Below are 14,774 nucleotides of genomic sequence, written 5' to 3' on the forward strand. Positions count from 1 at the left end.
TTTCACCAATATCTTATTTAGTTATCCTCCTTCCTGGAAATCTAACTCTGCCCATACAGGAATATGATCTGAAATTCTCCTGGCTGTTACCATATCAGGAAAACTTTTATAAAATAGAACTACACCGGAGCTTAGCACTTCAAATTCATCCGAATTATAAAAGATATTATCATACTCAGATGCCAAACATTCACCTTCTACACAATTCATTTTCATTGTTGTCTTTTCGCCTTGGACCACAGGTCTGAATCCAATTTTCTTCAACGGATTAAAAACAGTATGACTCTGCGGAACATTAAAGTCGCCCAGGAATATCAGATTATTATCAGGATATAATTCAGGAAGGAATTTGAAGTATTTTATTTCTTTTTCAGGCTGTTTCTTCTTAGGAATGGCATGAAAATTAACCAGAGTAAAAGATTTTCCGTTGTAGCTAAGACTGATTAAATAAGGTTCACGATCAATTTCATCAACAAAATTTTGCTCCAACCAGGCCTTTTTTAACCTTTTTACCTTTGAGGTCTTCCATAGGAAAGCATAGCGTTCCGATGCATACGGTGTACTCTCTGTTGGTTCGCTTACCAGGTAATCCCATTTAGCCCCTCTGCGGTTTAGAGCATCGGCTAATTTTGCCACGGTCTGTGTACCGCCATAACCTGCAACTATCTCCTGTAGCGCTACTACATCAAAATCCCTTAAAACATCAGCAACAAAGTTTACTTCAGCTTCAGACTTAGTTTTCCCAAAATTCTGAAGATTCCAGGAGGAGATCCTAACCTGTGCAATCAGAAGATTGCACCAGGCTAGAGAAATTAGCCATATGATAAAGCGTAATTTTTTCATATAGTTATATTTACAGTTAAAATTAAGTCATTCACAAGCCCGTTAATTGAAATTAGTTACTCTTGCGATTTTTTAGCCTCTGCCTCACTTTTGGACCTGTTCCATTTCTTCTTTGTATAAAAAAGAATGGCACCAGGCGATATCTGTAAGTTGCCCCTCTTTCAAAAGAAAGTTTACTGCGAATTGTCGTTCGTAATGTACTTTAAACCCGTCCGGCTTTTCTTCAAAATAAGATACCAGGTAACCATTAACCTTTTTACCGAACACGCAGGCTATGCACTTTGTTTCAAAGCTGCCAACTGTCTTTATTTGCACTGATGATTCCTTCTTTTTCCAAAACTCCAGTTTATCTATTGCATCTTTCAGGAACTCAGGTGAATCCTCTAGTTCATGGAGATCAAATTTTTCCACTACCCATTTCAAAACCTGTGCATCTAATAACCTACAGGCCAGATCTATCTGTTTAATAAATTTCTTGGTTTCTTCCTTAGAGAGGATAGGCACAGATGTTTTAAAGGACATATATTTTCAATTTTTAATATTTCTAAATTGGCTACAAAAGCTCCAATAATTTTGAACAGGAAGCCAAGGTGCAGACATTATTTAATCCGAAGATTTTTGAGGTCTGAAACCCTTCCATTGAAAGAGTTTCCATCAACAAAAGAATTGATCCCTTTAACCTTCATCTTGTCACTAAACTGATGGAAAGACCAATTGACGTCTTTCAAAGGATGAAAACCAGAATAGGCAGCGATCCATAGAGGATAGTCTTCAATGTGCCCTTTAAGGAACTGATGGTAAAAATTGCTCCCGGTATAAATTATCGGCCTGACTCCGTATAGTTCTTCAGCAAGTCTCAACCAGTTCAAAACCCCTGCAACAAGATTTTCCTTTCCGTACTTTCCCACTTCTTCTATATCCAAGACAGGAGCGAAATCACCCGTGGAAAATTTTACAGTGCGAGCAAAATTCTGGAATTGAAGAACAGAATTTTCATTAAGCCGGTAATAATGATAAGCTCCCCGGATATAACCGCTTCCTTTAATTGCTTTCCAGTTTCTCTTAAATTGTCTATCCTTTCCATTGGAGCCCATTGTTGCTCGGACAAAAACGTACTCTATAGGATGTGAGGAAGAATTCACCTCATCCCAATCTATTGTACCCTGGTAATGGGAAATATCAATACCGAAACTTTTTTTAGTAGTAGAAAGCCATGTATTCTCTTTTCCGGTGAAAAAAGCTGAATTGACTGAAAATATCCTTTTTCTTGAATATTGCTTTCCGAGGAATCCACTAAACAGGGCTATCATTACAGATAAGAATCCTATTGTCAGGAAGATCTTATATACCTTTTTTGAACCACCTCCCAGGTTTTTATTCTTCGGAATTATATATTTTTTCAAACTTAGTCCCAACAGGACAAATCCTACCAAACACATGAGAAACAAGCATCCAATGATAAAGGCTGCTAATGGGTTTTGGCTAATAAGGTACAGAAGGTAATAAAGGTATTGTTCCATTTGGCATGAATAATTGGTGATCATCCATTTATAGAACGAGATCGAAAAGGTAACCTAGATTTTGAGAATTTTATTATAGTTGATCTTTAAATTTCTCACTGTTAGGTCATCAAAGGTGGAAAATTACTCAAGGAGCACAAAGCCTGCCCAGTAAAAAGGAGAATATTTTCGGGCCATTTCATGTTGGGCCATACTTAATGAATGGTACGGGGAATGGCCTTTAATCAGGTTTCCATAAAAGATCTTAAATAATATGGAAGTCTCTTTATCCGGCACCTGCCACAGACTGACGATCTGATCCTTTACCCCTGCCAGCTTTAAAGCACGCTGTAGTCCAAAGACTCCTTCCCCACCGGATATGTCCCCACTAGCTGTTTCACAAGCAGAAAGCACCATTAGATCGAGCCCGCTAAAATCCATTTTAGATATTTCATAAGCTGTGAGGATCCCATCATTGTTCTTACCCGCTCCATGAACATCATCACGGGACAATAATATGCCACTTCTAAACATTGAATTGTCCTCTAAAAAATTTTGGTTCATCACATCAAAAGTAGCTGAAAACACTGGGCTATTTTTCTTAAAGTAGAAGCCGTGAGTAGCTAAATGTATAATGTCATAGTTGTCCTTGTTTAAATCTCTAAACGTTTTTTCAGAGGCTTTTTTCCCGACCCACTTGGAAACCATTCCATTTGCAGAATTAAAGATCCTTTCAATGGTGTCAACTTCTTGTCGGGTGTATTGCAGATCATTGAAGAGACCTGATTCCAATCCTTTTTTGATCTTGTTATCAACTGTAGAAAAACTCCGGACATCACTCTGTTCAATCGATTCAAAATCAGCATCTCCAAATAAGGCAATACGGTTCTCTTTTTCGGGTCCCTCTGCAGGAGTAGGAATGATTAAATCTCGAGTGCTTCCGAGAAGGTGAATTTCATAGGGTTGATCAAGCATTAAAGCAGGAAAGGATACCATATGAAGCAAACCGCTGATTGAAAGGTATACATTCGAGGAGCCCACTAATTCATGAGAAAGAGGTTGCCATATTATGTCTAAAAATTCTGTTTTTTGAGACCCGTACATCACATCCATTCTCTCCTGGACATTGCCTTCTTTATTCATAAAATCTTCAAGATCTTTTTCCCGGAAGAGATGAATCAACTCGGGATATTCTGACTCTTTCTTTAATACAAGTGCAAAGTAGTTCACTTCTTCACCATCATCATGAGATAGCTTTAAGGGAAGGTTAATAATCTCTATGGCAACTTCAGTGGTTTCTAAACTATCTCTTACCTGATCCCACGTTACCCCCTTGGGTTCAAAAGGGGAATAGGAATTCATTGTCACTAATTTCGATTTCAAATCCCTTTCCTGTTTTGTTATTTCTGAGCCTAACGATCTTAATTTTTCTTCATTTGTTGTGTACAGGATCTCTTCTTTATTCTTCAAGAGTTGATGATATTCTGTTTGAATATTCTTTGGAGCTTCGGAGATGAACCGCCGTAAATGCTGATTGCTATTTAAAGCCAGCTGCTTTGTCGCTAATATGTTATTGTACAGTCGTTTTGCAAACTCTGGACCATTTTCCCTCACATAATAACTATTCAAGAAAATTATTCGTTTTTCAGTTTTAGACACGAAACTTTCCTTTTCTTCTTCTGTGAGAAAAATAAAATTAGAAGCAATTTGATCAAATATTTGGTCTTCTATCTCATTTAGAAGTTCCTCATCAACTGCGTTCCGGGATGCAAGGGAACTCAACAAAATATCATTATAAAGATCCTTGTTCTCGCTCCTTACAGGGTTCAAAATCGTTTGTGCTTCCCCTATTAATTCTCCTGCTTTCTTATTGTCTCCTATCTGGTTATAGTAATTTCCCAACTGCCGGAGAACCGAGACATATTGATAGCTGTCCTTTCCTGCTTTGTCAATCACTACGCCCAAAGCTGTTGAATATGACTTTTCTGCCTCCTGAAGCAATTGTAGTTTTAATGTCTTTTTCTCTTCAAAAACAGTCCTTATGTTGTCCCACCAGGATCTTTGTATTAACACAGAAGCATCATAATCATTTTCGGCCGCCCACGTTAAGAAATTCCCTTTTACGATCAGGAAGTCGGAATAAAGAGGAGTGTCTTTTTTATCTTCTGCAATTGCCTGGCCCCTTATTAAAGGTCATGTACAGATTCAAATCTGTTCATATGCATTTCAGTAAGCGCAGCCACGAGTAATAATCCCAGATAATAACGGGAATCTGTGTTTAAGCCACTGTTTTCGTACATTCTTAAGGTTTCCATATTAATGCGGGCAGACTTGGAAAAGTCTCCCACTCTTAAGGCACGATCTGAAAAAAGCATTCGTCCGTTGATCTGATAATATATATCATCAACTGCCAATCCCTCATGTAATTCCTCAAGCTCTTCAAAATATTGCTCAGCTTTATAATATTCACCTTTCTGCAGATTCAATTCAGCCAGGGCCAGTAGCGGGAAAGAAAGGAAGGAAGCTTTCTGTTCCTGTAGAAGATCAGAATTGGACAAAGTAATTGCTTGCTTGTAAAGTTCTTCCGCCTGACCTGAACTGCCGGAATTCTTTAAACAATGGGCATAACTAATAAAAGCACCATATCTGGTGGTAAGGCGCTGGGCTTTGTCAAATCTTGTATTTGAGTATAACTTTGAAAGAAAGAAAAAGGAGGAAATAGGGGTTCTATTCACCTCCTTGTTGAAAGCTTTTTCAGCATATTTACAGGCTTCGAGAATTTCTCCCCTATTCACAAGATTCTCCGTTCTCTCAAGATATTCATATTTGTCAGCCAGCTTCTTTGTTATGTAAAGGGAGATTCCGTTTGAATAAAGATAATTGACAAATGGCATTATGAGGACGCAAGCCAACATCCCTAGCAGCTTGAAGAAATCTGCTCTTTTAAATCCATTTTTAAAGGAAGAAATGAGCATTCCAAAGAAGACGAAGATGAGAAAAAGAGCAAACAGGAAAATGACAACTACAAGAAAACCTACCCTAAGCAGTTCTGTGAAATAAGCAAACCCCCAGAAGCCTTCAGGATCGGCTATATACCAAATAAGATGAACTACATTAACGATCAAATACAGAACCAGGGCAAGACCGGCAAAGAATAAGAAGTTGCTGATTTTTTCTCTCATGCCCGGCTCATCAATTAAAACCATTTCATATCCTTCAGAATCGCTGAAGCTTCCCCTGAATATTTACCGTGCTCCTCCTCCAGTTTACGAAGCAGCTTTTTTGCACTTGCTTTATCATCCTGTGCGAGGTATCCCAAAGCGAGCTGGAATTGGGATTCTTCCTGAAAAATGTAGTTTGATTTTTGTGAAAGGGGTTCCAGGTTCTCTATTGCCCGTTCTATTTTCCCTGTATTTAGCTGTGCAAAAGCCAAAAAGAACAGAACTTCAGCATTCTTTTCTGCAGGGTTAAGCTGTTCAAGAATGTTTTCAGCTTTATAAAATTCCTGCTGCCGAATATAATTTATTGCTTCCAGAGCATTTTCAGATTCAAGTTGAGTGAGGCCGGGGAGCCTGTATTCCCCACCTCTTGTTACAATTGCATTTTCAGCATCACTGAGATCAGAAAAATCAATTTTAGAGATTACTTGTTGGCTCCCTGCATATGAATTGAAAAGTTCCTCATTTGATTTCTGTGTTGGCTGCCATATAAAAAACCCGATCAACAGAACAGCAGCAATAGCATAGAGCCATTTATAAGAGAAATTGCCGTTCTTTGATCTAGAGCTTTTTGGAAGTTCTATTGTTCCTTTCTCTGTCCTTTCTTTAGGGGAAGGCATACTGAATGAAGATTCTGAGAACATCATTTCAACCTTCTTTTCATTCATTTCCTCATCCCAAATCTTGAATTTAGCTCGCAGCTCTTCCCGCCCTTTTTCCTTTACAGCTGCCTGTATGTGATCATCAGAAATTTCGTCAGTAAGAGATGCATAAGCGAGCGGCATCTCCTTTATCATCCTTCTTCGCTCCAAATAAGTAGCAGCATTCTTAAGTTCTCTAAAGAAAGATACATGTTTATTAAAAGTAGAGTTACCATTCAGGTGAAGCTCATCAAATTCCTTTGAACTTTTTCCCTTTACTTGGAGCTCCGCCAGTACTTCTAACCAGCTTTCGTAAACAGTCGGTAGTTTTTCTATAATTTTTTCCGGATCCTCAAGTTCAAGACTGTATACTGCTGCAAAAACAGGTTTTGGATCTTTTTCGTAATTCAGAAAATCTAAAGTAAATTTGGCCCAGAAGCTATCACTGGGCTTCACCTCCTTGAAATTGGCATCTTTCTCAAACCTTGGAAGAATAATGTTCTTTAATAAAGCGGTAGCTGTTCTCATTTCAGTCATTTAACTCTTTAAAAGCCATTTTCTTCAGTCTTTTCTGGCATTTGGATTTTTGAACTTTAGTATTGGCTTCATTTGTATACCCAAAATGTTCAGTCAGTTCCCTAATACTTTTAGAATGATACCAAAACAGAACCAGGATCTCATAACAATGCCCCCCTGCCTTTTCCATCTTGAGCAAACACTTTTTTAATACCTTGTGTTGCACCTCGTCCTGGATCTCGATTTCCCGAAGCTCATCATCAACGGAGGGATCAACCTTGAGGTCCTCTATTAAGCTGCCTTCCTCAATTGTAGATCTCTTGCCGGACTTTTTAAAAAGATCCAGTAGCTTATATCTACAGACTGAATTGAGATAAGTCTGAATAGAAGAATTATTGATCAGCTCAAAATCTTCATGAATTATCTTTTCGTAAAGGACAATTACTGCTTCCTGATATATCTCTTGAAGCTCCTCCTGACGAACATCACTACCCGCACTCATTTTGTATAGGAGACGCAGAGAGTAATCTCTGGTCTTCTTATATACGACACTGATGTAATCGGGATCCTTTTTAATTAATTGAAGTAGTTCTAGGTCTGAAATTTGTAGAAGGTTTTGTTTAGCTGTCATATAGTGGGACAATTACTTATGCGCCACAAATTAAACAAAATTGTTTTCTTGTTTAACCTTAATCATCAATAATTAAAGAGCAAAAAAGCTCAAAGTTTTATTCTTTGAGCTTAGGCTAAAAATAAGTTCTACCAGCTAAAGGAAGTCTTAATCGGATTATATGTTGACCTGACGGTAGAATTAAATGAGTTTGTGTTATATGTTGGAGTTCTGTAATAATTTGATGTCGGAGTAAAGGTCTTTTTCTTGGGAGTTGAATAGGTATTATAGGTATCCGTCTTAGGTGGTGTGTAAGAGTTTTCTCTTGGCTTGTATCCTGACTTTCCAGTATATGGATTGACATTCCCTCTAGTACTCCAATTGTCATTGACCGTATTATTTGGTGCCGTTCTATAATGCCCTTGAACATATGTCCCATTACTTTTTGTATAACCATTGACATATACTTGTTGAGAGAATCCGAAGTATCCGGTTAATAAAAAGGCTGCAATAAATAGTAAATTTTTCATGATTTGGTGTTTTAAATATTATTGTTATTTGTTTACACCTATTAATAGATTAGCATTTAAAAGGTAACCCTCCGATCTATAACATTTTTGTTTTTTTCTGGATTATTTCGATAAATAAAATGCAATTACTTGATTATCAATTCATTTAAAATGGTAAAATCTTACAACGTTAGGTCGAAATCTCAGCATGAACATCGAACATGTTGAGAAAATTTTTTCTGAAAATTCTTTTGTTCAATTTTTCTTTCTATTGAACCTCCTCAATCTTTTGAAGTTTTTGAGAGAATCTCCTCCATTCTCCTTTTGTCTTAGTCGATAATTTGTCGTAAAGCTTTTTTACAAGATCAACTGGTAAGTCTTGAATTTGATCCCCAATAAGGTGGATCCATTCGGGAGGATAATATTCTGGCGGATATTTTTCATCCACTGCTATCAGCGCCAGACGTTGCTGATTTGTTGCAGATTTATATTCTTCAAGATATTTGGCTCTTACTGACCCTCCCTCTTCAAAAGAAAGTTTCCTCAATTCTGCAATTGCAGCAGATCGTCTTTTTTTTTTTCGATCTTGAACCCTCTCCCCGAATGCTTTATCTTCTTCTAACTTTAGGACTCTCCTCCTGGCTCTTTCTTTCTGATGGAGAAAATAGCCCTGAATATTTCGCTCTCCATGATAAGAACTCCCAAATGACACGTAAGGATTATTGCTTTGGCGAAGTCCATAATCGGCAAGTGAATAGTCATCATCTAGCCTTCTTTGCCTAATGATTCTATATAACCAGATTGCTCCTGCAGCAGACCCACCAATCCATCTTAACTCTCTTTCCAATGTTACTAATGCTTTGTAAACAGAAATGAGTTCATAGTCTGAAAGATAATCTGCCCATTTTTCCCATGTTCTCCAATGTTGCCCTTTTAGATATTCCCGGTTTTTAAATTTAAGTAATTGGTCATGTCTCTATTCGGCTGTCACATCAAACTTTAACAAGTCTTGAATATCCTTAGAAGTAATTTCCATTGTATATATATTAATTTTAGTGAAATGATAATAGCATCTTTATTAGAAAATACTGGTCTAAAGAAACTGGCACATCTTTAGACCAGCCATATTACTAATTTAGACCTTTTTTGTAGAATCCTTCCCCGATATCTTTTCCAGATCTGATGTATGCACTGTAATTCATTCTCGCCTCTCTTTCATTCAGGAACATCTTTTCCATGTCAGCTTCGTTCTTTGTGAACTGCACCACATTGTTGATCGAGAGGGCACCGGCAGCCGCGTAAACGTCATGATCTGTTCCGGTATAAGTGAAAGTCCAATTTCGACACTTAAGCTCCTTAATTTTTTTCTTAATAACCTCCCGTCTATATTCCCTGGAGGCATTTTCTTCTCCATCAGTAAAGACCGTAACCAGAACATTCGAATCTGTTTTATTGCCTATGATTTTCTCTAGTTTAGATACTCCAAAACCAATGGCATCATAGAGAGGGGTACTAGCTCCTGGTCTATAACATTCGTTATCGATCTGCTTTAAATTCTTTACTGCCTGGTTGAACAGATGTTCTGTTATACCTAAGCCATTAAAGGTCAAAAAAGATATAAAATGTTCCTGCTCAGGATATTTGTTTTCAACGCCTTTTATTGTCTGAACAATTTCATTGAATCCGCGGATGTTCTGATCTTTGATGCTGAACATGGAGCCGCTCTCATCAAGGATAATTAAATTGTGAACCTGGTGTCTTGTTTTCATTTTTTTATGTTTAAGGTTAATTATTTGAAAAGATTGGGTGTAATTCAACACAGACTGCTATTGATCATAAACAGCCAGATCGAGAGTATACCAGTAGATCAAGATCCTCTGGAACAATTACCGCCTCGAAATAAATTCCCTGAGGCTTGTATATTTTAGTGATCTTAACCTTTGCAGTCCCGGAAATTCCGTCATAAGAGTTCTGATATTTCCAGGTGAAAGTGATCTTTTGCTGTGCATATGTTTCCTCCGTCTCTTCAAAATCTTTGAATTCAGCGTTATAGACCACACCATGGCTCTTACTTTCGGCCACTGTCCAAACATTCGCGAAGTAGATATGATCCTCATCAGCTAGTTCAAAGAAGGAAATAAAGGCTTCATTTTCTAAAAGTTGGGGCGTTATATCCACCCCATTCTCAGTGGCATCAAGGATAATGAACTTATCCAGTATGGTGATGCCCTGATCCTGTGCAAAAACAGAAGTCACAGTTTGACTTATTAATGAAATGGTTAGATAGATCGTTTTCATGATAAAATTTTAAAGTTTTTAAAAAAGAGACCACCCCCCTCCCCTACAAAGAGAGGCAGCCTCAAAACAAACAACAACAATTACAGAACAGCTAATAGTTTGGATGCCATCTGACTACTGGAATTATTAAGGATGAAGTGGTATTTATTCGCACCCGATTCCCGCAACCATTTTTCCCAGATGTAAATGATCTTTTTATTTTGAAGGATATCCTGGTCATCCTTGCTGGAGATTCCGGAGATCACCCACTCAATGTCTGCCTTTAATTTGATGGGGATCAAGCCATAGTCTTTGGCTTCAGCTTTTTCTTTCCAGTCGTAATTAGTTAATTCTGCCATAAACTGAGTGCTGGTATACCTGTTCCCTGTTCTCATAACGTGGGACCGACTTTCAAAATCGAAATATCCATCTGTGGCTATCATGACTAAGTTCCTGTATCCGGATTTGCTGAAGCTATCAGCATTGTCGTTTAAATAGGCCCAGATGTCCACTCCAAAAAAGTCATTCGGATCTTTTCCAATTAGAGACTGTTTCTCAAGACGGTCCAGCACCTTTTCAAAGGAAGTAACAAACTCTTCCATTCTTTTGTTCTTATTCTGCACCGGGACCTCATCAAGATTGAGCTGAAGCTTATCTTCAAAAGAAGCTATGTTCAGCGGACTTCCCTTCTGGGGTATGATCTTGACAGCAAACCGGTCTTTGGATGTCAATATTAACCCTCGTCGGGCTTTTGTTTCAAATTCCTTGAATATTTTACGGATGAGGGTAAAATCCTTCTGCAACTGATTGTCATTTAAAACCCTATCACTCAAATCCAGGACAACCGTATAGTTTACAGGTTTACTGTTGGAGTCATCTTCCGCATATGTTTTGGAAATACTAAGGCTAAAAATTAGCACAGATAAAAATGTTAGAAATATTATATTTTTCATGAGTTATGAGTTTAATAATTAATAAAGTGGCGTAGGATTAATTGAGGGATGGTATCTTCTTAAAGTGGGTTTCCATGAAGTCGTTATACACCTTTTCACACTCATCCTTTTTAGAATCAAAGTCGGGGGAACCGTTCAGGAATTGTCTCCATCCCATATAGAAACTGGTAAGATTTTGAGACAACAGATCGGGATTGAGCATGGCTTTATCCAGTTCTTTTTTAAGCTCCTCCATTTTCTCCTCAAGCATTTTAACTCGGGATTCCAGGTCAAGCACTGTGGCTTTTAGATCAGCAATAAGATCCTTCTGCTTTCTGATCTTGGTCTTGAGGTCCTTAATAACCAAAGCGGCACAGATCTCTGCATTCTTTTTATTTTTCTCCTTTAGCATCAGATCGAACATATAACCCCATACCAGATAAGCCACGAAGCCAAAAGCCAGGACCAAATAGAAGTTTACGCTGGTTAAGAAATTCCATTCTTCATCGGCAATACCCGCCATAACTTTCAATTCATGAATTCCGGAGTCGATCTTATAGGCGAGCAGAGAATCCACGATGAGCGCTCCCAGTACTGCAGCCCCGATCTTCAGACTTTTGTATTTTCCTCCCATAGTGTGGGGAACCAGGCCAATGGCAAAAAACAGGAATGCTCCGAGGTATACAAATAGCAAGGCTGGGGAAGCTTGAAAAATGCCCTGTACATCAAAGATATTATCTAAATAGAGTACTATGTCATCTCCGGCAGTCTGAATAAGGGTGCCGGCATTCCGAAAAAAGGAAGCATAAATGGCGGATGCGTAGAAGAGGATGAGGTAAACCGAAAGCAGGATTACCAGAGAAACATAAGTAAAGAATTTAATGCTACTGTAACCGGTGTTGATCTTGTTTTGTTCAAGATCTAATTTGGTTTGTTGAATTTCCTCCTCATAATCCTCTACTTTCTGTTGTCCATCTTTGAGACGGACATCCTGAATCGTCTTTTTTTCACATTCCAGTTTTTCCCTTTCCTCTTTCTTTTCCGAAATAAGAACCTGGATCTTCCACTTATGGGTCTCATGCTCCTTTTCATTATATGCTTCATCAACGATATATCCGTCCTTGATCCATTTCAGGAAGGTCTTCATTGAAGTAGCGTCTCCGTTATTTAACCCTGCTTTTTGAAGGGCATAATTCGCGAAGCTTCTAATTTTTTCTATTCTTTTTGTAGAAGAGGTTTCTTCCTGAAATGCAGGGGGTACGATCGAAAGATCTTTTGCTGGTGTTTCCATAATGCTAATAATTAAATTGGTTATTGTTTGTTTAACCATTTATAGCACTAGAAAGAAAAGGTAACCCTTGCCAAGAAAAATTTTTGAAGAAATAGGAGTCAGAAGACCCTTCTACGGAAATAGGTGAACAACAACTCGGTTATAATAAAAATAATAATAAGACTACTATAGCTGCTTAATTTTCTCTTATCGAAATTCAGGTGTGTTAAGTTTTAGACACTCCATGCAGACCAAACAACGATACCAATAAGAACTGAACCTACAAAACTTCCAAAGACAATAACAGGGAATAAGACCAGTATGAGGGATAAAAGAACTTTCAAAGCAAACCAGGTCTGGGGATGAAAAGTACGGGTCGCAATTCTCTCCTGATCATAACTTAAATATATTTGATCTTTATAATTTTTGTATAGCCTTTTTAAATGGCTGGTTGTAATAGGATTCTCCTTTAAATTTAGTTTAATGCGTGAATTTAGTCTTAAAAGAGAGATCGGAACCTTTTTAAGTTTATTGTATGATAGGTTTATATCGAGAGGTTTTGTTCTTAGGGAACTATAGGACAGAACATCTTTTTCTGATATTTTTCTAATTTTATTATGTGAGATGTTCAGGTACTCCAATTGCGGCAGATTAAATATTTCCTGAGGAATTTGAGCCATATCTACTCGTAAGACCAAGGTTTTTATTGACCTACAAAACTGCAGTATTTCTTCCAATAGTATATTTTTGCAATGAAGTTCTAATAATTGTAACTGGTGAAGATGGGAAAACTGCCTGATGATGGTATAAATATTATCGTTAGATTTTATTGTGAGGTGAAACAGAGTTAGTTTAACATTATTTTTAAACCAGAAGGGGCCCTGCAGACTGAGGTACCTAATATTAGGATTCTGATTTAAAAAATCAGAAATTTCGATTGGTTTGATGGTACTGAGCTGCAAGAATGTTAAATCCGAGATTTTTTTTATTTCATCAGGCAAAGTTGCCCCTTCGATTCGCCCCACCAATTCCCTCTTATGATATTTGAACGGCTGGGATTTAAAAGTTCCTTTTATTTTTTCAGATCTTTCGTTATTGAGTTTTTCCGTCTCTCCATCCATGATGTTTTTATTTTTATCAGGAGAGAAATGACTGATCATAGCAATCAATCCAATGGGAATAGAAATTATGGATAGTAAAAATCCCAAGGAACCATCAATAGCCATAAGGAATACTATAACCAAGGCCAATATTAATATGTAAATCCCATAACCATTTTTTCTTTTACCCATTCCTGCAAGCTTTCAGATTTTAAATCAGTTAATATATAAACTTTGATATTTATCAATAACAGTGATCATCTCATCAGGTAATCTTTCTCTAGCAGAAGCAACTATTTCAGGTCCTATAGATTTATAGTAGGCTTGGGCGATCCCTCCAGCCATACAAGCAATTGTATCACTATCTCCCCCAATGGAAATTGATAAACGAATACAATTCTCATAATCACTGCTATCCAAAAAACAGATAATGGATTCGGGAACCGAGCCTTGACAACTGATATCAAACTTGTAACCTGGACGGATCTCCTCAACAGTTCTGTTCAGGTCATAGTCAAATCTATTAGTTATAAAATTCCGGATTTGAGATTTAGAACTGCCGCTTCGTGCAAGAAAAACAGCTGCAGCTATAGCCTGAGCTCCTTTGATTCCCTCCGGGTGGTTATGTGAGACCTCCGCAGATCTTTTGGCTTCCTCTAAAACCTTCTCCATATCGTTAAAGGCAAAACCTATGGGACTTACTCTCATGGCAGAACCATTGCCCCAACTTTTATATGGACTTATATCTTCTGAATGCAACCAGGTACCAAACTGGTTCCCATAGCCTCTTCCCGGATATTTTTGACCCCACTTTCGTAATGAGATACCATATGGGAGATCATTAAGAATAGCATCGGCTATTGCTATTGTAAGTACCGTATCATCTGTAAACCGGGCACCAAAATTGAACAACCTAAAGTCTGTGGTCTTGATATTTTTGTGTTCGAAAACTGAGCCTACTATGTCACCTATAATTGAACCTATCATATACAATCATTTTTTTGTGAAAGCTTTTTTTTCCATTTCAAAAGAATTTGTGCGATTTCAAATTCATCCTGCTTACCTGCCAGATCAATAATTCCATCTATTTGACTGAACATTTCCACATACTCAGGAAAATAACCATAGATGTCTCTGTATTCCCGCATTAGTTCATACAGTATGAGGTGAACTTTATATTCCCAGGACACCTCCTCCCACTCTTTTCGGGCAAACTCTAATTGATGATGTTTTTGATAGTCGGAGTAAACGTGATCAATTAAAACATTTCGCTGTTTCCATCCCAATTGCCTGGTTCTGGAACCTAACTCTTCAGTTACTTTCTTTAATTCTTGAAAGCCTTTCACAATTGGTTTTTGA

Annotated in this window: 16 protein-coding genes; all 16 read right to left on the reverse strand. The window is 37.7% G+C overall.

The window, feature by feature from the left end; genetic code table 11:
* Positions 1–21 precede the first annotated feature (21 nt).
* On the reverse strand, positions 22–843 hold the full coding sequence (locus C7S20_RS05410; protein ID WP_107011525.1) for an endonuclease/exonuclease/phosphatase family protein: 822 nt from the start codon (positions 841–843) through the stop codon (positions 22–24).
* Between the two features lie 84 nt (positions 844–927).
* On the reverse strand, positions 928–1,365 hold the full coding sequence (locus C7S20_RS05415; RefSeq protein ID WP_107011526.1) for a hypothetical protein: 438 nt from the start codon (positions 1,363–1,365) through the stop codon (positions 928–930).
* 77 nt (positions 1,366–1,442) lie between these two features.
* Positions 1,443–2,246 carry a glycoside hydrolase family 25 protein gene (locus tag C7S20_RS05420; protein ID WP_159039872.1) on the reverse strand — a complete coding sequence of 268 codons (804 nt, stop codon included), beginning with the start codon at positions 2,244–2,246 and terminating at the stop codon, positions 1,443–1,445.
* Positions 2,247–2,486: 240 nt separating this feature from the next.
* Positions 2,487–4,415: a CHAT domain-containing protein gene (locus C7S20_RS19850; protein ID WP_159039873.1), complete on the reverse strand. Its 1,929-nt coding sequence runs from the start codon at positions 4,413–4,415 to the stop codon at positions 2,487–2,489.
* A gap of 113 nt (positions 4,416–4,528) precedes the next feature.
* Complete coding sequence (locus tag C7S20_RS05430) at positions 4,529–5,524, reverse strand: Asp23/Gls24 family envelope stress response protein (protein ID WP_159039874.1); 996 nt, start codon at positions 5,522–5,524, stop codon at positions 4,529–4,531.
* A 14-nt stretch (positions 5,525–5,538) separates the two neighbouring features.
* On the reverse strand, positions 5,539–6,729 hold the full coding sequence (locus tag C7S20_RS05435; protein ID WP_107011530.1) for a tetratricopeptide repeat protein: 1,191 nt from the start codon (positions 6,727–6,729) through the stop codon (positions 5,539–5,541).
* 1 nt (position 6,730) lies between these two features.
* Positions 6,731–7,348 (reverse strand): sigma-70 family RNA polymerase sigma factor, encoded by a 618-nt coding sequence (locus C7S20_RS05440; protein ID WP_107011531.1) that lies wholly within the window; start codon positions 7,346–7,348, stop codon positions 6,731–6,733.
* A gap of 128 nt (positions 7,349–7,476) precedes the next feature.
* The gene (locus C7S20_RS19665; protein ID WP_193510795.1) at positions 7,477–7,857 is read right to left on the reverse strand and encodes a hypothetical protein; all 381 of its coding nucleotides are present in this window, start codon (positions 7,855–7,857) and stop codon (positions 7,477–7,479) included.
* A gap of 247 nt (positions 7,858–8,104) precedes the next feature.
* Positions 8,105–8,683, reverse strand: coding sequence for a hypothetical protein (locus C7S20_RS05450; RefSeq protein ID WP_107011532.1), 579 nt, complete (start codon positions 8,681–8,683; stop codon positions 8,105–8,107).
* Positions 8,684–8,966: 283 nt separating this feature from the next.
* A complete protein-coding gene (locus C7S20_RS05455; protein ID WP_107011533.1) occupies positions 8,967–9,605 on the reverse strand; it encodes a VWA domain-containing protein in 639 nt (212 codons plus the stop codon).
* A gap of 64 nt (positions 9,606–9,669) precedes the next feature.
* On the reverse strand, positions 9,670–10,134 hold the full coding sequence (locus C7S20_RS05460) for a hypothetical protein (protein WP_107011534.1): 465 nt from the start codon (positions 10,132–10,134) through the stop codon (positions 9,670–9,672).
* 80 nt (positions 10,135–10,214) lie between these two features.
* On the reverse strand, positions 10,215–11,066 hold the full coding sequence (locus C7S20_RS05465; protein ID WP_107011535.1) for a hypothetical protein: 852 nt from the start codon (positions 11,064–11,066) through the stop codon (positions 10,215–10,217).
* 37 nt (positions 11,067–11,103) lie between these two features.
* Entirely contained in the window at positions 11,104–12,336 is a 1,233-nt protein-coding gene (locus C7S20_RS05470; protein WP_227009109.1) for a hypothetical protein, read from the reverse strand.
* Between the two features lie 212 nt (positions 12,337–12,548).
* Complete coding sequence (locus C7S20_RS05475; RefSeq protein ID WP_107011536.1) at positions 12,549–13,607, reverse strand: leucine-rich repeat domain-containing protein; 1,059 nt, start codon at positions 13,605–13,607, stop codon at positions 12,549–12,551.
* A gap of 24 nt (positions 13,608–13,631) precedes the next feature.
* Entirely contained in the window at positions 13,632–14,402 is a 771-nt protein-coding gene (locus C7S20_RS05480) for an ADP-ribosylglycohydrolase family protein (RefSeq protein ID WP_107011537.1), read from the reverse strand.
* Positions 14,399–14,761: a hypothetical protein gene (locus C7S20_RS05485; RefSeq protein ID WP_159039875.1), complete on the reverse strand. Its 363-nt coding sequence runs from the start codon at positions 14,759–14,761 to the stop codon at positions 14,399–14,401. The genes C7S20_RS05480 and C7S20_RS05485 overlap by 4 nt, the downstream gene beginning before the upstream one ends.
* Between the last annotated feature and the right edge of the window lie 13 nt (positions 14,762–14,774).

Origin of the sequence: Christiangramia fulva, assembly GCF_003024155.1 — a bacterium.
Classification (GTDB): domain Bacteria; phylum Bacteroidota; class Bacteroidia; order Flavobacteriales; family Flavobacteriaceae; genus Christiangramia; species Christiangramia fulva.

Bases quoted from the DNA above. Each gene is read 5' to 3' on its own strand.
- C7S20_RS05455 (WP_107011533.1), bottom strand. From the start codon at position 9,605: ATGAAAACAAGACACCAGGTTCACAATTTAATTATCCTTGATGAGAGC.
- C7S20_RS05440 (WP_107011531.1), bottom strand. From the start codon at position 7,348: ATGACAGCTAAACAAAACCTTCTACAAATTTCAGACCTAGAACTACTT.
- C7S20_RS05435 (WP_107011530.1), bottom strand. From the start codon at position 6,729: ATGAGAACAGCTACCGCTTTATTAAAGAACATTATTCTTCCAAGGTTT.
- C7S20_RS05480 (WP_107011537.1), bottom strand. From the start codon at position 14,402: ATGATAGGTTCAATTATAGGTGACATAGTAGGCTCAGTTTTCGAACAC.
- C7S20_RS05415 (WP_107011526.1), bottom strand. From the start codon at position 1,365: ATGTCCTTTAAAACATCTGTGCCTATCCTCTCTAAGGAAGAAACCAAG.
- C7S20_RS05465 (WP_107011535.1), bottom strand. From the start codon at position 11,066: ATGAAAAATATAATATTTCTAACATTTTTATCTGTGCTAATTTTTAGC.
- C7S20_RS05410 (WP_107011525.1), bottom strand. From the start codon at position 843: ATGAAAAAATTACGCTTTATCATATGGCTAATTTCTCTAGCCTGGTGC.
- C7S20_RS19665 (WP_193510795.1), bottom strand. From the start codon at position 7,857: ATGAAAAATTTACTATTTATTGCAGCCTTTTTATTAACCGGATACTTC.
- C7S20_RS05460 (WP_107011534.1), bottom strand. From the start codon at position 10,134: ATGAAAACGATCTATCTAACCATTTCATTAATAAGTCAAACTGTGACT.
- C7S20_RS05430 (WP_159039874.1), bottom strand. From the start codon at position 5,524: ATGAGAGAAAAAATCAGCAACTTCTTATTCTTTGCCGGTCTTGCCCTG.
- C7S20_RS05475 (WP_107011536.1), bottom strand. From the start codon at position 13,607: ATGGGTAAAAGAAAAAATGGTTATGGGATTTACATATTAATATTGGCC.
- C7S20_RS05470 (WP_227009109.1), bottom strand. From the start codon at position 12,336: ATGGAAACACCAGCAAAAGATCTTTCGATCGTACCCCCTGCATTTCAG.